This window comes from Gammaproteobacteria bacterium (assembly GCA_040183005.1).
In the GTDB taxonomy this organism is placed as follows: Bacteria; Pseudomonadota; Gammaproteobacteria.
Window position 1 is genome coordinate 200,756 of sequence record JAMPIW010000002.1, and the last position, 21,644, is coordinate 222,399.

Here is a 21,644-nt window from a genome sequence, read left to right on the forward strand (position 1 = left end):
GTTTCCCTATGCAACTGACGAACCTCGAAACCGGGGTGGCTTTGCCATTGCCCGATGACTTGCTGTGGAGCGACGAGCACGCGTGGTCGCCAGCTGTGGCGACCACGTCTTACCTCATCACCGGAGCCTTGCTGATCCAGTCTGCCACCCGGCAAGCCGGTCGCCCCATCACGCTGGTGGGCGCACCCGACATGGCTTGGGTGACGCGGGCCACGGTCGAGCAACTGCGGGCCTGGGCCGCGCTTCCAGTCGGCAGCGCTACCGGCCGATTCGGCCTGACCTTCGCCGATGGCCGCTCGTTCACCGTGGCATTCCGCCACGCGGAAACGGCCATCGAAGCTGAGCCCGTGCTGGGCATCCCGGCCCGTGCCGCTACTGACTTCTATCGCATGACCCTTCGATTCCTGGAGATTTGAAATGCCGATCCAATCCGGCGACGTGAAACTGCTGAAGTCCGCCGTGATGGCGGATGTGCCCGAGGGCGGTGGCGCGCCCACGGGCAACACCATTGCCGATGGCGTCTCGAACGCCATCTTTCCTGACATCTCCGAGCTGGATCGCGCCGGGGGTCGGGTCAACCTGCGCAAGTCCTTCGTGTCGGTGCAGACCGACGACACCGACACCTACTTCGGTGCCAACGTGATCGTGGCAGAGCCGCCGCAGGATGCGCGCGTCAGCGTCACGCTGTTCAGCACCGAGAAGACCTTCGACACCCGCGAGCAGGCGCAAGTCCGCATCGAGGCCTACCTCAACAAGGGCCCGGAGTGGGCTGGCTACCTGTTCGAGAACCACATCGCCGGTCAGCGGGTGATTCAGCTTTTCCAGCGCACCACCGACACCGTTCCCAATGTCGGCCAGACCTTGGTCTTGATCGAGAACGAGGGGCTGGGCACTCAGAAAGAGCAGTACATCCGCGCCACCTCGGTGTCCGTTGTCGAGCGCACCTTCACTTACGACGGCGACAAGGACTACAAGGCCAGCATCGTCACGGTCGACATCAGCGACGCCCTGCGCTACGACTTCACCGGCTCGCCCGCAAGTCGCACGTTCACTCGCGCCGCGAATAGCACCAAGACGCGCGACACGGTCGTGGCGGACGCCGGAACCTACGTCGGGGTAGTACCGCTGACGCAGGCCGCCGCCGTCGGCGACTTCACGATTAAGGGCACCTCGATCTACACGCAGTTGGTGCCGAGCGCGCAGACCGAGACGCCCATTTCCTTCGTGCCGCCGTATGCGGCAGCAGGACTGCCAGTACCAGGGGCCGTCGCGGTGAGCTACACGGCCAGCCACGCTTGGACGACCAGCATCAAATTCAATCTGCCGGGCGGTTGCTTGCCGGGGTCACTGACCATCGGCACGGACGGCATCACGATATTTGACGACGCAGGCCTGCTCAAGACCGCCAGCGGGACGGTCGGAACCATCGACTACGCCAACGGCATCCTGACCCTGAACTCGGGGACGATGTCGAACGCGAAGGCCATCACCTACACGCCCGCCGCGCAGATTCTGCGTGCTCCGCAAAGCTCGGAGATCCCGGTCACGCCCGAGTCGCGCAGCCAGTCCTACGTGGGCACGGTCAACCCGGTGCCGCAGCCCGGAACGCTGTCCATCAGCTACATGGCCCAAGGGCGCTGGTATGTGCTTTCCGACAGTGGCAACGGCTCGCTCAAGGGCCTGGACGCCAGCTACGGCGCGGGCACCTTCAACAGGAATACCGGAGCCTTCGTGGTCACGCTGGGTGCGTTGCCCGACGTAGGCAGTTCGCTCGTGCTGACCTGGAATGTGCCGACGCAGGAGACGCAGCAGCCATCCACCACCCTGAAGGCCGCCCAGAGCCTGGCATTGAACCCACCTGCAGGGACGGCGGTGCAACCCGGGTCGCTCACCGTGTCCTGGGAGTACGGCGGCACCAAGACGGCAACGGCGGCCACGTCGGGCGTGCTGTCGGGTGCCGCCACGGGCAGTCTGAGCGTGGCGCAGAACCGCGTGGACTTCGCGCCCAATGTGCTGCCAGCGGTGGGCACGCAACTCACTGTGAGCTACGTCGCAGGCCCGAAGCAGGAGGACTCGTTCGCTCACCCCTCCCGCAATGGCGCGGGGACGCTGCCAGTCACCGCGACCCTCGGAGCCATCGAACCGGGCTCGCTCGAAGTCGAGTGGAACACGTTCACCGACGAGGCGGTTCTCGGCGCGTACACCTTCGCTCAATTGCAGGAGATGGGCATCGCCGTTTCGATCTGGCGCGACCCCACCCAGATCGCCCGAGATGACGGGAACGGCGGCGTAGTGCTGAACGGGATCTCTATTGGCACCGTCAACTACGCAACCGGTCAGGTGACATTCAATCCGGATGTCTCGATCCGTATCCCGCGCCCGGTCTACACGGCAGTCGCCATCAACGGCACGGGTCGGTGGCGGTTGAACTACGGTGGCATCTCCTACGTTGATGCGCCATCGCTGTACCCCAACGACGAGTCCGGCTACGTCAAGCTGCGCTACAACAGCGCGGGCTCGACCAGCAACCAGTCCGAGACCTTCCAGTTCCTCCCGGCCTTCAAGTTGGTGCCGGGTGTGAATGCCCAGGTGGTGACGGGCACGGTGCTTCTATCCATCAGTGGAGCGCAGCCGTGGGGCGACAACGGCCAGGGCACGTTGCGCGAATTCACGACCAGCGGCTGGGTCACGCGCGGCACGATCAACTACTTGTCAGGGGACGTAGCGCTGACGTCCTGGACGGCGGGCACGAACAACGCGATTCAACGCGCCAGTTGCGTGACCACGGTCGGCGAGAACATCTCCAGCGAGTTTGTGTTCCGCACCGGCGCAGCACCGCTGCGTCCGGGGTCGCTGTCGATCCAGTACGCCCGCGCGGTTGGTGGCACGCAAAGCGTGACGGCCGGGATTGACGGCAAGATCGAGGCAACCGGCATCAGCGGCAGCGTCGACTACGAAACCGGTCTGGTGCGCGTGCGCTTCGGAACGATGGTCACGGCGGCTGGGAACGAGAGCCAGCCTTGGTACGCCGCCGACCGGGTGGGCACGGACGGCAAGATCTTCCGGCCCGAGCCGGTGGCTGCATCCAGCGTGCGCTACAGCGCGGTGGCCTACAGCTATCTGCCGCTGGACGCTGATCTGCTTGGCATCGATCCGGTGCGCCTGCCCAGCGATGGGCGGGTGCCGATCTTTCGCCCGGGCGGCTTCGCCGTGGTGGGCCACACCGGCAAGATCACGACCTCGGTCAGCAACGGCCAGACCATCAACTGCGCTCGGGTGCGCCTGTCGCGCGTGCGCGTCGTCGGCCACGACGGAGCGGTGATCAACACCGGGTACTCCACCGATCTGGAAGCGGGCACCGTCACCTTCATCAACGTGTCGGGCTACAGCCAGCCCGTGACCATCGAGCACCGCATCGAGGACATGGCCGTGGTACGGGATGTGCAGATCAGTGGCGAGATCAGTTTCACGCGCGCCCTGACACACGAATATCCGCTGGGGAGTCACGTCTCCAGCGCCCTGGTGGCCGGAGACCTGTTTGCCCGCGTGAATCTGGTGTTCGACCAGTCGACCTGGAACGGTACGTGGTCGGATGCCTTGTCGGGCAGTTCTGCAACAGCGACCTTCAACAACACGCAGTACCCGATCCGCGTCACGAACCGGGGGGCACTGACCGAGCGTTGGATCGTGCGCCTGACCAACAGCACCTCGTTCGAAGTCATCGGCGAGAACGTCGGCGTGATCGCCACGGGCAACACCAGTGCGGATTGCGCGCCCAACAACCCGGCGACCGGCGTGCCGTACTTCCATCTGCCCGCGCTCGGCTGGGGCAATGGCTGGGCCACCGGCAACGTGCTGCGCTTCAACACCATCGGCGCGCAGTTCCCGGTCTGGGTGGTGCGCACCGTCCAGCAGGGGCCGGAATCCGTGCCCGACGACAACTTCACGTTGCTGATTCGCGGGGATGTTGACACGCCTTGACGGCGTGGGTGGACACCCTTTGAACCCGACTTTTTGCAGGAACCCATGAAATGACCGACCTGACCGTCAAATACTTCAACAGCGGCATGACCGGCGCACCGCAGATCGCCAACAATTGGGGCGATCTGGTGACGATGCTTGATGCCTGCCTCGTCAACGGCTTCGCGTTGAAGGCCATCGACACGCTGACCTTCGCCGATGGCATCGCCACAGCCACCATTTCCACCGGCCACGCCTATCGGCCTTTTCAGGTGGTCGAGATCGCTGGAGCCGAGCAGCCTGAGTACAACGGTTCATTCCGTGTGCTGTCGACGACCACGACCGCCTTCACCTATGCGGTGACCGGAGCGCCGGTGTCGCCCGCGACGACGACCACTAACCTGAGCGCCAAAGTGGCTCCACTTGGGTGGGAGAAGCTGTTCGCGGGGACGAGCAAGGCCGCCTATCGCAGCAAAAACCCACAGTCGCCGCAGAACATCCTGCTGATCGACAACAGCCTCAAGACGCCCAACTACACGACGGGGTGGGCGAAGTGGGCCAACGTCGGGATCGTGGAAGACCTGTCCGACATCGACACCATCGTTGGCGCACAGGCTCCGTATGACCCGAACAACCCGACGCAGAACTGGAAACAGGTCACCGCTAGCCAGTGGGGTTGGTACAAATGGTTCCACGCACGTGGCCCCCAGTACGAAAGCAACGGCGACAGCGGCGGCGGAGGTCGCAACTGGGTGTTGATCGGTGACGACCGTCTGTTCTTCCTGTTCTGCACCAATGCAGCGGGCTACGGCTGGTATGGCCGCAACAGCTATTGCTTCGGCGATCTGATCAGCTTCAAACCCGGTGACAACTATGCGACGGTGCTGGCCGCCGACGACAACTACTCGGGGATGAGCAACTACTGGAGCTATCCAGGGCAGTTCAGCGGCTACGGGCTGGTTTCGTCCCTGGACTTCACCGGGAAGGTGCTGCTGCGCAATCACACCCAACTCGGCAATCCCGTCCGGTTCGGACTCACGTCGCTGAACACCAACAACGGCCAGCAGATTTGCGGTCGGGGCCCGATGCCGTTCCCGAATGGAGCCGACTACAGCTTGTGGCTGTTGCCCACCTACGTGCGGCAGGAGGACGGCCATATGCGCGGCATCCTGCCCGGGATGCTGTGGATGCCCCAAGACCGGCCCTACAGCGATCAGACCATCGTGGACAACGTGGTCGGTCAGGCTGGCAAGCGCTTCCTGCTGGTCAGGACGCAGTACAGCTCGGAGACGGAAGGCGCACAGATCGCGTTCGACATCACTGGCCCGTGGAGGTAAGCCATGAGCTACCCGCTGAGCGAGTCTTTCGCCACGGCTCCTGCGACCGGCTACACCGCAGTCCTCGGCGGAATGGCCGCGGCACACAACAACGTGCAGCAGTCCATCGATATCTCGGCCCCCAATAGCCAGTCCATCCTGCGCTTCAACGAAACCGCCCACGGCGACTTCTGGTTCGAGGCGGATGTTGAGTTTCTGACCGACCCGAGCGCCCGCAAGCACATCGGCCTGTGGATGACCACCGGCAACGGTTCCGAGGGCTACCGGTTCGCACATATTGACGGTGCCTGGAGCGTGACACGCTGGAACAGTGGTTTCGGCGACGGCGCGGCAGTGACGGGCGGCGTCAACGATGGAGCGAAGCCGGTCGCGGGCGTTATAGACGTGGCCCCGACCTTCAACGTCGGCCAGCGGATGACCCTGCGATGCGAGGTCATCGTCGGAGCCTTCGACGCCAACGGCGTTCCGTGGGCTCGTCTGATCCAGTTCAAGGCCGGTGGGGTGCTGATATTCCAGGTCGGGGATGCTGCCTACCGGGGCAAGCTGATCCCGGGCGTGTTCCTGTATGGGGCCACGGCGCGCGTCCACGCGATTGCGGGTGACACGCCGTCAGGTCTGCCCGCGTTTCCGGCAACCGTGGGCGTGAACGCCGCCGATGACCTGCTGCCGCTGGCCGGTGGATCGACTTCGGTGCTGCCTGATCCTGCCGCCAACATCGCCGTCAACGCCGACTGCGACCTGATGCGCTTGAACAGCCCCAACTCTGAGCTGTGGAACCGGGGTGGTGGCTACGACTGGCACTTCCACGCGATTCCGAATGGCCGCAAGGACATCCACTTCAGTGGCCACGGCGTGATCGCCGGAACCGTCAAGGAGAAGGGGCAGCCCGACCAGCCCCTGGTGCGGCGAGTGCAACTGGTCAGCGAGAACACCCGCGTCCTGGTGGCAGAAACCTGGAGCGATGCCACGGGCGCGTACCGGTTCGATCTGATCGACCCGGCCCAGAGATACACCGTGGTCAGCTACGACCACAAGCAGATGTACCGCGCCGTGATCGCGGACAACCTTCATCCGGAGATGATGCCGTGACCGTTGCCATCACTGTCGAACACAACGAGGCGCGACTGGCGGGCACCCTGGCATTCCTGGATGCCGGTAGCAATCCGGCGCGTCTGCGCATCTACGGCGGGATACGACCCGCCAACCCGGCCACGACGCCGACCAGCGCGATGCTGGTCGAGATCAGGCTGACCAAACCCGCAGGCACGATTGCAGGTGGACTCTTGACGCTGACGCAGCAAGAAGACGGGCTGATCACGGCGACCGGCATCGCCACTTGGGCGCGGCTGGTCAACGGCAACGAGGTCACGGCCCTGGATCTGGACTGCAGCGGCACCGATGGCAGCGGTGACGTGAAGCTGGCCAGCACCAATCTCTATCTGGGTGGCGATGCCCGGATGGTGTCTGCGATCCTGGGGTAGGTCGTGCCTGCCGTTCTCAACGAGGTGACCCTGGTGGCCGCGTTGCCTGCGCCCACCGCCAGCGTGGTGGTCGGGCCTCCGCTGGTCGATCTGCTGTTTGACCAACCGGCTGCCACCGACGCCAACTTGGTGTTCGGGGCCAACTACATCGCGCCGCGCGACGACGTCGTGGTGCTGGCCAGCCTGCCGTTGCCGGTCGTGGCGATCAAGTTCATCCCGCCAGCGCGGGCCGAATTGCTGGCCGAGCTACCTGCCTTGACTGTCAGCACGTTACTGCTGCGCCCAAGCGTGCCCTTGGACGTGGCGGGCGCAAGCCTTCCCGGTGTCGTGTTCTCCGGCGAGGTCAGGTACTTCTCGCGCACGCAGCGACCGACGGTGGGCCATACCGCTCACCCTTGGCAATTGGCGAGACAAATCGAGGACGGTGCCACGCAGGGCCAGCAGGACGCTGCCGCGACACCCGCAGGCTGGGACACGTTCTGGCGACGCACCTTGGGTGTTCCTCAAGGCATCGAGCACAGGTTGCCGCCGGTGCTGGCGGCAGCGCCCGAGCAACGAGGCGCTCGCCACCAGGATGCGACCCGGCTGCAGGATTCGACGTGGTTCGCGCACCAGGACGCCACGCGTTTTGCGGCGACCCGACAAGGTCTGTTCCAGAACGCAGGCCCGATACGGGATGCCACGCGGTTCCGGCATCAGGACGGTGACCGCACCAAGCGCGCGGGGAGGTTGTCCCGGTGGCAAAGCGCTGTGTTGGTGGTACGCGGCCAGGGGAGCGATTTTCAGACCGCACGGCCGCAACTAAAGGGCTGGCGCGGCAGGTATCAGGAGGCGGTGCCGCCGCCACCGGGCATCAGCCGGTGGGTGGTGCCCGAGCCGCCCGTTCCGCAGCCTTGCTACACGCCCAGTCCGCACCTGCTGTTTGCCGCGCTGGCCGCGACCGATGGGCATCTGCTGTTCCTTTGTGAAAGCCACGTCACCCCACCACCTCCGGATGGTGAGCCGGTGGTCATTCCTGTTCGGAGGATCTATTTCGTGATCAACAACGTGACCCTGTACCGCGTGTCCGATGGCGCGCCGGTGCCGGTGTTCAACCTCTCGCTGTCGCTCGATGCATCGTCCTGGGCGTGGGGCTTCGATGCGGTGCTGCCTGCGAAAGCCGAAGCGCTGGTCGCGGGCAGCGCGTCCGGGCCCGTCGAACTCATGGCCAGCGTCAACGGCACCCCGTTTCGCGTGCTGGCCGAGAGCATCAGCCGCGAGCGCATCTTCGGTGACGCCAGCATTCGCATTTCCGGCCGGGGGTGCAACGCCGTTCTGGCCGCGCCTTACGCGCCGGTGATGACGTTTTCGAATACCGAGGGTCGCACTGCTCGGCAGTTGATGGACGACGTGCTCGCGGTCAACGGCATCCCGCTGGGCTGGACGGTCGATTGGGGCCTGACGGACTGGAACGTCCCCGCCGGTGCGTTCGCGCAACAGGGATCGTGGATCGACGCATTGACCGCCATTGCTGGCGCTGCCGGTGGATACCTGATCCCGCACCCATCAGCGCAGACCATTCGTGTGCGTCATCGCTACCCGGTCGCCCCGTGGGAATGGAGCACGGTCACGCCCGACTTCGTGTTGCCCGTCGATGCTGTCACCCGCGAGTCGCTGCGCTGGTTGGAAAAGCCTGCGTACAACCGCGTGTTCGTTTCCGGGCAGGACGTAGGCGTGCTCGGGCAGGTGACCCGAGCCGGGACTGCCGGAGAAGTGCTGGCACCGATGGTCGTCGACCCGCTGATCACCGAGGCCGCCGCCGCGCGGCAGCGTGGCGTAGCCGTGCTGGCCGACACGGGTCACCAGCTTGAGGTCAGCCTGCGCCTGCCGGTGCTCGCCGAGACCGGGATTATCGAGCCCGGTGCGTTCGTGGAGTACCAGGACGGCAGCGTCACCCGGCTGGGCATCGTCCGCGCGATCCAAGTGGAAGCCGGGTTGCCCGAGGTCTGGCAGACGCTGGGAGTGCAGGCCTATGCATAACCTCTACGAGCAGTTTCGCCAACTGATTCCCGACCCGCCGCTGCAGGCGGGCACCGTGATCGACGTCGGCTCTGGCGTGGTCACTGTCGCATTGCCCGGTGGTGGCCGAATCAAGGCGCGGGGCTCTGCGGCCCTTGGCCAGAAGGTGTTCGTCCGCGACGACGCCATCGAAGGTATCGCCCCCAGCCTGACGCTGGAAATCATCGAGATCTGAAACCGAACTGATTCAACCCTGAGACCCGCCCTGATGCTCACGCATCGGGCGGGTTTCGCATTTCTGGAGCACGCAAATGAACGCACCGACTGTGACAGAGGGCATGGTGACCATGCCCAAGGACGAATTCGAAGAACTGCTGGAGCGCGTCGCCGAACGCGGCGCTCGCCACGCGCTGGCTGACGTGGGCCTCGATGGCGAAGACGCTGCCAGCGACATCCGCGAGCTGCGGGGCCTGCTGGAAGCCTTCAACACGGCGAAGCACACCGCGTGGCAAACGGTGGTCAAGGTGATCACCACCGGCTTTCTGCTGGCGTTGGTAGCAGGCGCAGTCATCAAGCTCAAGCTGATGGGAGCCCCCCAATGATCGAGACATTACTCGGTGGTCTCCTCGGCGGGGCCTTCCGTCTCGCGCCCGAAATCCTCAAGTGGCTGGATCGCAAGGGCGAACGCGGCCACGAGCTGGCGATGCAGGACAAGGCGCTGGAGTTCGAGAAAATTCGCGGCGCGCAGCGGATGGCCGAAATCGGCGCGAGTGCCGAGGCCGCCTGGAACGTCGGTGCCGTCGATGCGCTGCGCGAGGCGGTTCGCACCCAAGGGGAGAAGACCGGTGTGCGCTGGGCAGACGCGTTGTCGATCAGCGTTCGGCCCGTCATCACCTACTGGTTCATGGCGTTGTACTGCGCAGCCAAGACGGCAGCGTTCGCGGCCGCTGTGACCGCTGGCGCTGGCTGGGGCACGGCCATCCTGCACGCATGGACGGAAGCCGATCAGGCGCTGTGGGCCGGGGTGTTGAATTTCTGGTTCCTGGGACGCGTGTTCGACCGGGTGCGCTCGTGACCAGGGTGCCAAAAACGGCTATCGAGCTGGCCAAGCGCTTCGAAGGGTTCCACCGCGTACCGAAGGCCGATCCTGGACGCGCACATCCGTACATCTGTCCGGCGGGCTATTGGACGATTGGCTACGGCCGTCTGTGCGAGCCGAAGCACCCGCCCATCACTGAAGCGGAAGCCGAGGTCTATCTGGCACACGACCTACAAACGGCGCTCGCCGCGACGCTGCGCTACTGCCCGGTGTTGGCCACAGAGCCTGAGGGGCGACTCTCGGCCATCGTGGACTTCACCTTCAACCTTGGCGCGGGGCGGCTGCAGACGTCGACGTTGCGGAGAAGGATCAACCAGCGGGACTGGCCCGCTGCAGGGCAGGAATTGCGCCGCTGGGTCTATGGCGGCGGCAAGGTACTCCCAGGATTAGTCGCGCGCCGTGAGATCGAAGCGCGCATCCTGTCGGCCTGACACACGACTCATACCCAAACTTGATCCAGGTTCTTCGCAGCCAGCAACTTGTCTCGAAGCGCGTAGCGCGACGACTGCATATTGACCTCGCTACTCTCCGGGCGCGGGATCGGAACAATTGCCGTTGCCGCCCCTTTGAACTTGATCATGTACTTGCCCGTATCGTTGTACGGAACGATGGCGTCGATCTCGGCGATGTGGGTGATGGCGGCAACGGGGGCGACCTGATAGGCCGCGATGAACTTCAGTTTCGAGATGTGCTTCGCATTTATACGCACGGCAAACCAGCAGTGTTCATTCAGAAAGCGTTGCTTGAACCCTTCCTCACGTGCCGGGACAACGATGGTGTCGAACTTGTCGTTCTCAGAACCGACGGGCTGTACCTGATCGCTCGGGTCGTCCTGCTTGGTCGGCGTGAAAGCGTTGATTCCAAGCATCGGCAGGATCAACAACATGTCAGCAAGGAATGCCTGGGCCGTGGCCTTTGCTGCGGGGGCCATCGTCGGAGCAGTCGGGTTATTCTTGTTCAGAAGAATGGCCCTGTCGTGTTTCTTGGCCAGAGCAACCAATGCCGACTCCAGGTACTGAACTTCCGTCTTGCCGATCTTGTGGTTGCGGTCGAAGAAGTAGACGCCCCAAACCCATCCCTCCTTGTTCGAGACGTGATTCTTCAAGCGGTCGCCGACTGGATCAGCCTCGCCGATGTAGATCGTCTCTTCGGCGGCATTGCCCACAAGGATGTAGATACCGGCCTGGGAGAAGCCCGGTTCCTGCTTCAACAAGTGAAAGAGCTCCCTGTTAAAGACGACGCCGTAGCCTGACCAGTTCGACTTGTCGAGATGGCGTATGCCTTCCGGATCGCCGGTGGTCGCGAAGAGGGTGATTGAAAACGGCTGCATTAGTTGCTCTCCACCGCTGGCGACATATGCTGGATAGCTCCCGGAAAATGTGGCGACCAGCTGCATCTTCTAAGGTGAATTTCTCGATCAGTCATTTCAAGCAGTCCCTCCGCGTGAGACAGTCCAACTTGACGACAACGCCTCTGCCTGCTGCAAAACGGTCTGTACAGCCGCGTCCTGTAAGTCAGGCGGATAGCCGTACTTGCGCAGAATGCGTTTGACCAGCACCCGCATCCGCGCACGAGCTGAATCGCGGTGAGCCCAGTCGACCGAGACGTTTTCACGCAAGCTCACCAACAACTCGTGGGCAATGAGTTTCAATTTGTCGTCACCCATCATCTGAATCGCGCTCTCGTTCTCGGCCAGCGCGTCGTAGAAGGCGATTTCATCCTCGGACAAGCCTTGCTCTTCGCCACGCTGTCGCGCGGCCCGGATGTCTTTGGCAAGCTCGATCAGCTCCTGAAGCACCTCAGCAGTCGTGATCGCATTGGCGTGGTAACGCGCTACCGCATCCTCAAGCCGTTCTGAGAAGGCCTTGGTCTGCACGACGTTGGACTTGCTACGTGAGCGAATGCCGTCGTTGATCAGTTTGCGCAAGGCCTCCAGTGCGAGGTTCTTGCGCTCCATCTGCTGGACTTCAGCCAGGAATTCATCGGACAGGATGGAGATGTCCGGGCTCTTAATGCCTGCGGCAGCAAGGATGTCCACAATCTCGGTCGAGACCACCGCACGGCTGACGATTTGCTGGATTGCCAATTCGCGCTCTTGCTGGGTTACACCAGAACCCGTGCTGGTCTTGACCAGCGCCGCTCGGATCGCCTGGAAGAAACCGACTTCCTCTCGGATCTCGCGGGCCTCGTCCGATGCCGACGCAAGTGAGAACGCCTTGGACAGAGACAAAACCGCATCCTGATAGCGGCGATGTGCGTTCTTCTTACCTTCCGCTGTTTTTTCCTTCTCTGCCAATTTCTGCTGTAGATCGAGAATCCACTCGATGGCCCCGGCCATCATTGCCAAGCGCTGCTGCGGTGTCCCGGACATTGCCGACGTGTAGTCGAAGCCGTGGTACATGTCCCGCACCACCTCGTACTTTTCCATCATCACCGCGACCGCTTGCGCTTCATCGACGCCGGTGTTCTCCTGGTCGTTCTTAGAATATTGCTGCAGCGCTGACTTGAGGTTCTGCGCGATGCCGATGTAGTCCACGATCAACCCTGCAGGCTTGTCGCGGAACACCCGATTCACTCGGGCAATCGCCTGCATCAGACCGTGGCCTTGCATCGGCTTGTCCACGTACATCGTGTGCATGCACGGTGCGTCAAAGCCGGTCAACCACATATCCCGCACGATCACGAGCCTCAGAGGGTCCTTTGGATCTCGGGCGCGCTTGGCCAGCAGATCACGCCGGGCCTTGTTGCCGATATGCTGTTGCCACTCCTGCGGATCACTTGCCGCGCCCGTCATCACGATTTTGACTGCGCCCGCGTTGTCATCAGCGCTATGCCAGTCCGGGCGCAGCTTCACGATTTCGTCGTACAGCTTCACGCAGATGCGACGGCTCATACAAACCACCATCGCCTTCCCATCCAGGGCCACCACGCGATCCTCAAAGTGGGTGACCATGTCCTTCGCCACCAATGCCAGTCGCTTGTCGCTGCCCACCAAGGCTTCAACGGTTGACCACTTTTTCTTGAAACGCTCCTGCTCGACTTCCGGGTCGTCCTCAGTGAGTTCGTTTACCTCAGCATCAATCTTGGGCTTCTCGTCCTCGTCCAACTCAATGCGCGCCAGCCGTGACTCGTAGTAGATCGGCACGGTTGCACCGTCTTCGACGGCACGACTGATGTCATACACGTCGATGTAGTTGCCGAAAACGGCCGGGGTGTTCACGTCATCGGCTTCGATGGGCGTGCCTGTAAAGCCAATGAACGATGCATTGGGCAGGGCGTCGCGCATGTGCTTGGCGAAGCCATAAGAAATTTCGCCGGTCTTCGCGTCCACCTTGGCTCTGAAGCCGTATTGGCTGCGGTGGGCCTCATCCGCGATCACGATCACGTTGCGGCGATCAGTCAGCGCTTGGCTGGTCTCGCCAAATTTCTGCAGGGTGGTGAAAATCACACCGCCGGATGCACGTGCCAAGTGCTTCTGCAAGTCCTCGCGGCTGTCTGCCTGTACCGGTGTCTGGCGAATCAAATCGCGGCACATCGAAAAGGTCGCGAACAGTTGATCGTCAAGATCGTTCCGGTCTGTCAGCACCACCAGTGTTGGGTTGGCCATAGCCGGGTGCTTGACCAACTGCCCAGCATAGAACGCCATCAGCAGGCTTTTACCGGAACCCTGTGTGTGCCAGATCACACCTACACGCTGGTTTCCGCCAGGGGCCGATGCCGTCACTGTGCTGTTGACGGCGTGCTGCACTGCATGGAACTGGTGGTAGCCAGCGATGATCTTTGCCAGTCCTGACCCTGTCTCGCCAAACACCGTGAAGTAGCAAAGCAGGTCGAGCAGACGGCGCTGATGGAAAACGCCCTCAATCAATGTAGATAGTTCGGGCGCTCCCCTCGGTGCAACGTCCTTGCCGTCAGTCGTGCGCCACGGCATGAATCGCTCAAGGTCGGCGGTAAGTGAGCCGACTCGGGCGGTGATCCCGTCCGATGTCACCAGCAGCGCATTGAGGTTGAACAGGGCCGGAATCTGCTTCTTGTAGGTCTGTAGCTGGTTGAATGCCCCGACCAATGTTGCGTTACCGCTTCCCGGTGCCTTCAACTCGATCACACCAAGTGGCAAGCCGTTCACGAAGACGACTACGTCGGGCCGCCGGTTGTGCTGCCCAGCAATCACCACGAACTGGCTCACAGCCAACCAGTCGTTCTGATCAGGCTGCTCGAAGTTGATCAGCGAAACCTTACCCGCAGTCAGGGTGCCATCGTCGGCGTAGTACTCGACATCGACACCCTCTGTGATCAGCCTGTGAATACGGCGGTTCTCTTCGAGTAGCGACGGCAGTTCATGCTGCATCACCTTCCGAATTGCATCCTGACGTGCCTCTAGCGGCAGTCCGGGGTTGAGCAACGCCACGGCATTCTCGAAGCGCTTTTTCAATATCACTTCGTCATGACTTTCGCGCTCGGGGCGGTGGCCATCGGGGCCAATGTTTTCCTCGTGCTCGATGCTGTATCCCAGCCCCCGCAATTGCTCCAGTAGAGCCAGCTCAACGGCGGCCTCCGACAAAAACGCCATCATTCTTCTCCTTGTTCTCCGCTTTGACCTACCAACGGTGCAGGTGCTCCGCGCGAAGCGTTCAGCGCCTCCACATAGGCGTCTCGATCCAGTTGGTAAAGCAAACGGCTGACTTCGATATTGATGGGCAGCTCATCACCGCCCGGCAGCAGGAACCGTAAGGTCGGCGAGTCGCCATCCTCGGCGTCCACCGCCAGCCCCACGTGCGCGTCGATCAGCGCGTTGTCTTCCGCGAATCGCTCCCAAGGTTCCCGGGAACTGATCGGGTCGAGCAGCGCATCCAGATAGGCCTGATGCAGAAATGCCACGATGGCGTCTGCGGCCAGAACCGCGCTGCGGCGGTGGTGCTCTGCCAACCGCGCCAGATACGGGTCTTTGCCGTGGCTGGCGGGGCCCGCCTTGTTGCGCAGATCGTTCAGGGCGTCGGCCAACTTGTGGTGGCTGGACACCAGCTTCTTGAACCGGTCATCACGGACATCGCCCAGTTTGAGCGCGCGAATGGCTGCCGTCAGCCAGTCAGACAGCGAGGGCGTTTCCTGCGTGGGCTTGAGCGGGGCTTGCTGGGTGTGGAAACTCTCCACCACAACGCGACAGACCACCTCGACGACGGTCTTGGCGCAGTCGATGCACGCATCGTTGTTCTGCTCCAGATTGCGCTCCATCGCCTCGAAGGTTTGCTGCAACATCGGCGCGTCACGCCAATGCCCGCAGGCCTCACGGATGCCTGGGCACCAGTCGAGGGTCATACGTTGCCTCTAGCGGTTTTCAGAACCATCGCAGCTCCCGCACCCAGGCTGCAAATGCATTGATCCCCGTGATGCACTGCTCGGCCGAATGGCCAAAGAGGCCGCTTCTGACGTAGGGCGAGTTATCTCCGAGATTTTCGATTGAGGACTGCATCTCCTTGAGGATGCGTTCCAGGCTATCCCTCCGATAGCCATAGCACCCTGGCGGTACCCAATATGGCCATCCTTCAGCTCGTTTGGCGTGATGCGCAAAGCTCAGTGCCATCAGAACTTCCAACCGGTCGAAGCCATACGAGAATCTGGCCTCTGATGGGATCAGGCTTCGGAATCGAGGTTGCAGCAGCGCATGGAGCCAGTCATTGAGCGGCGCATGCCGACGATCCATTCCCTCGAGAAGCTTCGCAGGCTCATTGCCCCGCTCGAACAGGCTAAACGCGGGCAAGAGTTCGACAGCGGTCTTATCCTCCTTATGTTCCCGGTGGACTGTGGTGCCGAATAGTTTCCCCATGAACAGCAATCCCCGTTCGCCAGCCTCGACCGCACCAAGTCCCAGGGTGTAGAGCAGCAAGGTGGCTGGATAGCGCTGCGATTCAACCCAAAGGTTGAAGCCAGCCTCTCCCCGCCGTGTAGCCAACCTTGTTAGTGCTGTCTGCCACGTGGCGCAATGCCAATCCTCCACCCAGTAGCCGCCCACGGCGGCCATCGCTATCAGCGTCTCGCACGCAGCCTCATACGCGCGCACCCGTGCTGTAAAAGTATTCGTATCCGGTGCTGGCCCGCCTTGCAGAGCGAATGCAGGGGTCGCAGTGGCGTCGAGCACCCGGTCTACCTCACCGCCGACCAGATCAGCTAGACGGATGCGGTGCTTGGGTTCGGCGAGGTAGCCCTTGAGGCTGGCAACCGCGGCATCGGTAGAGAGAGGATGTGGTCGCGAGAACTGTTCTAGCGCCTCAACCAGACGTCCGAGCTCCGAAAAGAAGCTGTCCGCATCTGCAATCGGTAATTTCTGCCCTTGTCGGTGCTCAATCAGTCGCTTGGCGGCGTTCCCCGGCTCACCGCGCACGGCCCAGAAGTGAGAGAAGCGGCGGGACACTGATCGCTCGACAGTGGCACGCAAAGCGGTATCCCATTCAGCCGACCAGCCGCAGACGATCAGTCCAAACTCGTCGAGGATGCGATCCAACAGAACGTCAAATTCCTTGGGGTAGTTCTCCAGTTCGGCGGGCGTGTTGCGGATGCGGGTGTCCAGGTAATCGCCATGCACTTTGAATACGCAGCAGCGGGTGTGGATCAAGGGCATCGCACCGTGCACCTGATCCGGCGAACTGAGAACGGTCGGCACCACACCAACATCCGCCAGGGCCGTCTCCATCAGACGGTCGAAATTTGTGGTGATGATGATGCGGATGTATCCCTTGGCGGCAAGGCTGGCAATGGCCCTGTGCGCGGCGGTGGGTGCCTTGAGGCCATCGGCACGTTCCACTTCGGAAGGTTCCAGATAGGCACGGAGCAACTGCTGGCGCTCGGCTGGAGTCTTGGCCAGTGCATCCAGCAAATCAGAATAGTCGGGCTCTTTGCCGTAACGCTCGCGATACCAATGAGCAGGATCGGTACTGCAGGTTTCGCCCGCTACCTCGGCCAGTTTGCGCACGAAATCGAGAGTGATTTCCCAACCTGTGGGAATCTGAGCGGAGCGCGACACGCCCGAGCCAACCAATACGGCATAGACGCCAGGATTCGCCTGGACGGAGAAAGCAAGGGAGTGCAGCGGATCGATCATGCCTTCTCCACCTCCCCAATAAGCCGCTCTGCATCCGCTACGCGCAGCTCGCCTGAAATGAGCTTTGGCAGCAGGGTGTCGCGGAGCCGTGCCAACGCTAGGCTCTCATTTCTCGACGTGTTTTCGAGCAATGACTGAGCTTGCGCCGTGAAAGCACTAAGTAATTTCTCTGGTGGCATAGCAACCATTTCAGATTCAAGGAAGTGCGTGGTCTGAAAATTTGCAATACCAGTGCTTTGATTTTGATACTCCCAAGTTCCGCCCGAGGCATAAAGATTCTGCAGGTGCATGAAAGCTAGCAGGCCTAGCTCTGCGCTCTTGGGGCGGAAGCGCCTACAAAAACTTGCGCAGACAAGAGCACTGCTAAATCGTTTTAGGGTCGCCTCGGAAACAAATATAGAACGACCTGTTGGCTGTGTAGGGCTGCCGCCGGAAATTTCCACAACGATATCGCCAGCCTGCAATTGACGGGATGCGAGTTTTTTTGCGGTTGTGAACCGAGTTGGTACTTTTCCGATACCACCTGAGGCGACGGCGGGGAAATCGGTTCCTCGGATGATGGATACTGCTCTGGAGTGGTCTTCGTCTGGGGTATCTTTCCCCCAATCTCCACCGATTGTGCTGTCGAGTAATGTGCCGAATGGGACGTAACCCCATCCCAATGGAATCTCACCAAACTCAGTTTCCACGAGCTGGTCGGGGAAGAATTCGTACAAGTGAGTTGGCATACCGGGAAGCGATTCGCCTTGCAACCAGCGACCTTCCACCTTGGCGCGCACCGGCTCAAAGTCCACAAACCACGCTTTAAAAAGAGCCAGAGCCATCCTCTCCATTGTTTCGTTTGTCCGACGGTTCGTGGCGATAAGGTCATCTATCGAAGACAAAATGCTTCCAATGCCTTTTCGCTCAGAGCTTGAAAACTCGGGAATGACGTAATCCGCGATGGCCTGCCAAGAAACCCGCTGCCGCCCAGATGTGCCTTCCATTCGTGTCTGGGCATAAGCTCGAAACTCGGGGTGCCGCGCCACGTAATAGACAAAATCCTGATCGATGTCTGGTTCTTTCGCGGACATGACGATGAATTCAGTCGATCCATGGCCAACAGCGTTTTCGGGTAGTCCGCTTACCTTCGCGGTTTTTCCGTTTTCGAGGCAGGGGGTAATTCGAGCGAACAGGGTGTCCCCATTTCTGAATTTACTACCACCACCATTGAAAACGCGCTTGCCGATTCCTGAAACGTCTCTTTCTCCCTCAGGTAGATCTGCCATCTCGATAAAGGAAGCCACGACACCCTTCTCAAGAGGGCGCTTTGGATTGAAATCAATCAGGTCGGAAAGCTTCATTGGTCACTCTCCGGAATTGGGAACCCAATGAGTTTCAATTGCGTTCGCATCGTGGTCTGGAGAACAGCAGAATCGGCTAGCTGTTCCCCGAGTTCGGCCGTAAGTCGTGTCATCCGTTCTTCGAAGGATTCGTCATCCTTTTCGACGCCGCCTGTTCCGACATACCGTCCCGGCGCAAGGACGTAGTCATGCTTGCGTAGGTCTTCAAGCGAGGCGGATTTGCAGAATCCTGATACGTCGGCGTACTCGCCTGCAGCATCCTCCCCGCGCCAAGCGTGGTAGGTATCGGCGATCTTTTGGACTTCCTCGTCCGTCAGTTCGCGTCTGGTGCGATCTACCAAAACGCCGAGCTTGCGGGCGTCGATGAACAGCACTTGCCCACGCCGGTCGCGCAGACCCTTGCCGGGGTTCTTGTTGCGAGCCAGGAACCACAGGCAGGCGGGGATCTGCGTCGAGTAAAAGAGTTGTCCGGGCAGGGCCACCATGCAATCCACTGCGTCGGCTTCGATCATCGCCTTACGGATCTCGCCCTCGCCGGACTGGTTGGAGCTCATCGATCCGTTGGCCAGCACTACGCCCGCTGTGCCGTAGGGCGCGAGGTGATGGTAAATGTGCTGCAACCACGCGTAGTTGGCGTTGCCAACCGGTGGAGCGCCGAATTTCCAGCGCACGTCCTCCCGCAGACGGTCGCCACCCCAGTCGGAGATGTTGAACGGTGGATTGGCGAGGATGTAGTCTGCCTTGAGGTCGCGCAGTTCGTCCTTGTGAAAGCTGCCCTCGTTGTTCCATCTGATGTCAGAGTCGATGCCGCGCACCGCGAGGTTCATCTTGGCCAGCCGCCAAGTCACGTAGTTCGATTCCTGGCCGTAGATGGCGATGTCGCCGATGCGTCCGCCGTGCTCCTGAACAAACTTTTCGGACTGAACAAACATCCCGCCTGAGCCGCAGCACGGGTCATAGATGCGGCCTTGGTAGGGTTCCAGCATTTCCACCAGCACCCGCACAACTGAGCGCGGCGTGTAGAACTCACCACCGCGCTTGCCCTCGGCCCCGGCGAACTGGCCAAGAAAATACTCGTAGACGCGGCCAAGGATGTCGCGCGATGCGTGGCCTTCTTCATTGAGCGCGATGCCAGAGATCAAGTCGATCAGCTCGCCGAGCATCACCTTGTTGAGGGCAGGCCGGGCGTAGTCTTTGGGCAGCACGCCCTTGAGCGACTCGTTGTCCTTTTCGATGGCGCGCATCGCGTCATCGATCAGCGTGCCAATGGTCGGCAGCTTGGCGTTCGCCTGCAGGTGCGACCAGCGTGCATCCTTGGGCACCCAGAACACGTTGTCCGCGAGGTACTCGTCTTTGTCCTCGGCGGCCTGCGGGTCTTCGGCCAGCAGTGCCTTGTGCCGCGCCTCGAAGGCATCCGAGATGTACTTCAAGAAAATTAGCCCGAGCGCGACGTGTTTGTAGTCGGACGGCTCCATATTGCCGCGCAGCTTGTCGGCGGCCTTGAACATCTCGGCCTCGAAGCCGAGGTTGCCGCCGTTCTTGTTTGTGTCGTTGGTTGCCATGTTCTTATCCCTGCGTGGTTGGTACATTGACCGCGTGTTGATTGGTAGTCTTAGATTCGGTGGTGGATAGTTCCCAGTGCTTCTCAAGGACACCCAAGAGGCGCCTCTGCCGGTCATCCAACATTGCCGGCGTCCACGTGGCTTCCGCCCGGACCTCTTGCGTCAGGATGAAGGGGGACGCAGTGCCCTTGCCCTTGAAGTACACATCCTTCTTCTTGGCAAAGTCGTAGTTGCTGGCAGACGAGTTCTTGTTCCTATCTAGCGGAACCAGATTGGCCAAACGGTGCGTCCAGCCATCGCGCTCGTCTTCATCCGGGAACCACTTGATCCAGTCCGAACCGTCGGGCGGGGTTTGCGGCAGAACGTGCTCTAGAGACACGGCATCTTGAAGCTGTACGCCGGGGGCGCGCACCAAGGACTCAAGGCGTAAGACCAGCGCCATCCGGGCCTTGGGCAGATCGTCGTACACGTCGCCATCGAGTGCCGCGACGAACTTGCGCTTTTGCGCGTCTGTCAGTGCCAGCGTGGTGAGCGCGGCCAGATCCCCCTTGAAGGTCTCCGGCTCGATTTCCTTGGTAAGCGCGGCGTAGGTTTCGATGCGCTCGTTGATGCCCACCTTGGTGACCAGCAGGAAATAGGTCAGGCGTTCCAGCGACTGGAAAAATTCTGCAAGTAGTTTTGGTTGCTGCCGGAAGCGCTTGAAGTAGACCAGCGCTGGTGGCACCCAGTCCTTGAAGTCCACGCGGTTGAGCCAAGACAGGTGTTCGTTGATAGTCTCGGCGTGTTCAGTGGCCTCGAAGTCGGCATCTCGCACGAAGTCCCACACCTCGGCGTAGGGTTTGATGACCTTGTCTACGAGGTCGATAGGGGTCTTGTACTCGGTGACGTGCTCCTGGAACTCCTTGACCAGGATGTACTTCTGCTTCTTCTTGGCGTAGATGCTGCGGATGTGACCAAACAGGTCACCGAAGGCTTCGCGGCCCAGCGAGTTTTCGATCCGGCTCCATTCCTTGGCGTAGGCGCGGCTCTTGACGTCGCCTGCCGTGGTGCGGATCAGGCCCAGCACCTGCGCCTTGATGATGTCGATAGGCGCGAGGTCGAGCCCCCGGTTGTTGAGCACGGAGAAGATGCGGTACGCGGCTTCGAGGTCGGGCGTGGAGATGACAACCAGCGAGCAGTCGTTGGCGAGGAATTTCCACAGAGCAATCAGTTCGGCAGGCGGAAGCGCCTTGGCCTTTTCGAGCAGCAGCGTGGCGTTTTCACGGTAACGCAGACGGCTGTCTTTCAGCTTGTCCGTACTGGCGACTAACTGTGCGATGCCACCCGGTTCCTGGATATTGGTGCGGAAGAAGTCAGCATCTTCCTCGCGGGCGGTCAGGCGATACTCGTTTTTCTCGCCAAGACTGACCTTGCCTTTTTTGTAGAGGAAGTCGGTGATGTCGTCTGCCGCATCCGGCATCACGGTGCGCAACACGGCGAACAGCATCGTGAGCGTAGACAGGCGTTGCTGGCCGTCGACCACCGATGACTTCGGGTCCCGGTCGTTCTTGATCAGAACGATGCTGCCCAGGAAGTATTGGCTGCTGGCCCCCGAGATACGCGCGTCCTGCATCGCCGAGTACAGATCATCGAACAGCTCCGTGGCCTGTTCGATTGTCCAGGCGTAGGGGCGCTGGTAGTCCGGAATCTCGAACTGGTAGCTGCCTTCGAAGATCTCCCGGATCAGCTTGTCGTGAGCTTCAAGTGTCTTGGCCATTGCGTTTGTTCT

17 protein-coding genes are annotated in these 21,644 nt (G+C 61.4%); 10 read left to right on the forward strand and 7 right to left on the reverse strand.

All coding sequences use genetic code 11. The features are described from left to right. Positions 1–8 precede the first annotated feature (8 nt). From M3A44_02495 to M3A44_02540, 10 genes are all read left to right on the forward strand, one after another. Positions 9–416, forward strand: coding sequence for a hypothetical protein (locus tag M3A44_02495; protein MEQ6340533.1), 408 nt, complete (start codon positions 9–11; stop codon positions 414–416). A 1-nt stretch (position 417) separates the two neighbouring features. Then, complete coding sequence (locus M3A44_02500) at positions 418–3,981, forward strand: hypothetical protein (protein MEQ6340534.1); 3,564 nt, start codon at positions 418–420, stop codon at positions 3,979–3,981. Between the two features lie 50 nt (positions 3,982–4,031). Further along, a complete protein-coding gene (locus tag M3A44_02505; protein MEQ6340535.1) occupies positions 4,032–5,297 on the forward strand; it encodes a hypothetical protein in 1,266 nt (421 codons plus the stop codon). A 3-nt stretch (positions 5,298–5,300) separates the two neighbouring features. Beyond that, on the forward strand, positions 5,301–6,386 hold the full coding sequence (locus tag M3A44_02510; protein ID MEQ6340536.1) for a hypothetical protein: 1,086 nt from the start codon (positions 5,301–5,303) through the stop codon (positions 6,384–6,386). Continuing rightward, entirely contained in the window at positions 6,383–6,778 is a 396-nt protein-coding gene (locus tag M3A44_02515; protein ID MEQ6340537.1) for a hypothetical protein, read from the forward strand. Before M3A44_02510 ends, M3A44_02515 begins: the two co-directional genes overlap by 4 nt. 3 nt (positions 6,779–6,781) lie before the next feature. Then, the gene (locus M3A44_02520; GenBank protein ID MEQ6340538.1) at positions 6,782–8,797 is read left to right on the forward strand and encodes a hypothetical protein; all 2,016 of its coding nucleotides are present in this window, start codon (positions 6,782–6,784) and stop codon (positions 8,795–8,797) included. Then, on the forward strand, positions 8,790–9,011 hold the full coding sequence (locus tag M3A44_02525) for a hypothetical protein (protein ID MEQ6340539.1): 222 nt from the start codon (positions 8,790–8,792) through the stop codon (positions 9,009–9,011). Before M3A44_02520 ends, M3A44_02525 begins: the two co-directional genes overlap by 8 nt. Positions 9,012–9,087: 76 nt before the next feature. Further along, a complete protein-coding gene (locus M3A44_02530) occupies positions 9,088–9,378 on the forward strand; it encodes a DUF6127 family protein (protein MEQ6340540.1) in 291 nt (96 codons plus the stop codon). Continuing rightward, positions 9,375–9,851: a hypothetical protein gene (locus M3A44_02535; GenBank protein ID MEQ6340541.1), complete on the forward strand. Its 477-nt coding sequence runs from the start codon at positions 9,375–9,377 to the stop codon at positions 9,849–9,851. Before M3A44_02530 ends, M3A44_02535 begins: the two co-directional genes overlap by 4 nt. Next, positions 9,848–10,306 carry a lysozyme gene (locus tag M3A44_02540; protein MEQ6340542.1) on the forward strand — a complete coding sequence of 153 codons (459 nt, stop codon included), beginning with the start codon at positions 9,848–9,850 and terminating at the stop codon, positions 10,304–10,306. Before M3A44_02535 ends, M3A44_02540 begins: the two co-directional genes overlap by 4 nt. 8 nt (positions 10,307–10,314) lie before the next feature. On the opposite strand, the gene M3A44_02545 is transcribed toward M3A44_02540, so the two are convergent. The 7 genes from M3A44_02545 to M3A44_02575 all read right to left on the reverse strand — a co-directional run bounded on the left by M3A44_02545 (position 10,315) and on the right by M3A44_02575 (position 21,632). Further along, positions 10,315–11,205 carry a GIY-YIG nuclease family protein gene (locus tag M3A44_02545; GenBank protein MEQ6340543.1) on the reverse strand — a complete coding sequence of 297 codons (891 nt, stop codon included), beginning with the start codon at positions 11,203–11,205 and terminating at the stop codon, positions 10,315–10,317. A gap of 96 nt (positions 11,206–11,301) precedes the next feature. After that, on the reverse strand, positions 11,302–14,445 hold the full coding sequence (locus M3A44_02550; GenBank protein ID MEQ6340544.1) for a type I restriction endonuclease subunit R: 3,144 nt from the start codon (positions 14,443–14,445) through the stop codon (positions 11,302–11,304). Further along, positions 14,445–15,191 carry an abortive infection family protein gene (locus tag M3A44_02555; protein ID MEQ6340545.1) on the reverse strand — a complete coding sequence of 249 codons (747 nt, stop codon included), beginning with the start codon at positions 15,189–15,191 and terminating at the stop codon, positions 14,445–14,447. Before M3A44_02555 ends, M3A44_02550 begins: the two co-directional genes overlap by 1 nt. A gap of 19 nt (positions 15,192–15,210) precedes the next feature. Next, the gene (locus tag M3A44_02560; protein MEQ6340546.1) at positions 15,211–16,971 is read right to left on the reverse strand and encodes an SIR2 family protein; all 1,761 of its coding nucleotides are present in this window, start codon (positions 16,969–16,971) and stop codon (positions 15,211–15,213) included. After that, entirely contained in the window at positions 16,968–18,314 is a 1,347-nt protein-coding gene (locus M3A44_02565; GenBank protein ID MEQ6340547.1) for a restriction endonuclease subunit S, read from the reverse strand. Before M3A44_02565 ends, M3A44_02560 begins: the two co-directional genes overlap by 4 nt. Further along, complete coding sequence (locus tag M3A44_02570) at positions 18,311–19,876, reverse strand: type I restriction-modification system subunit M (protein MEQ6340548.1); 1,566 nt, start codon at positions 19,874–19,876, stop codon at positions 18,311–18,313. Before M3A44_02570 ends, M3A44_02565 begins: the two co-directional genes overlap by 4 nt. A 4-nt stretch (positions 19,877–19,880) precedes the next feature. Beyond that, the gene (locus M3A44_02575; protein MEQ6340549.1) at positions 19,881–21,632 is read right to left on the reverse strand and encodes a DUF262 domain-containing HNH endonuclease family protein; all 1,752 of its coding nucleotides are present in this window, start codon (positions 21,630–21,632) and stop codon (positions 19,881–19,883) included. Positions 21,633–21,644: the final 12 nt, after the last annotated feature.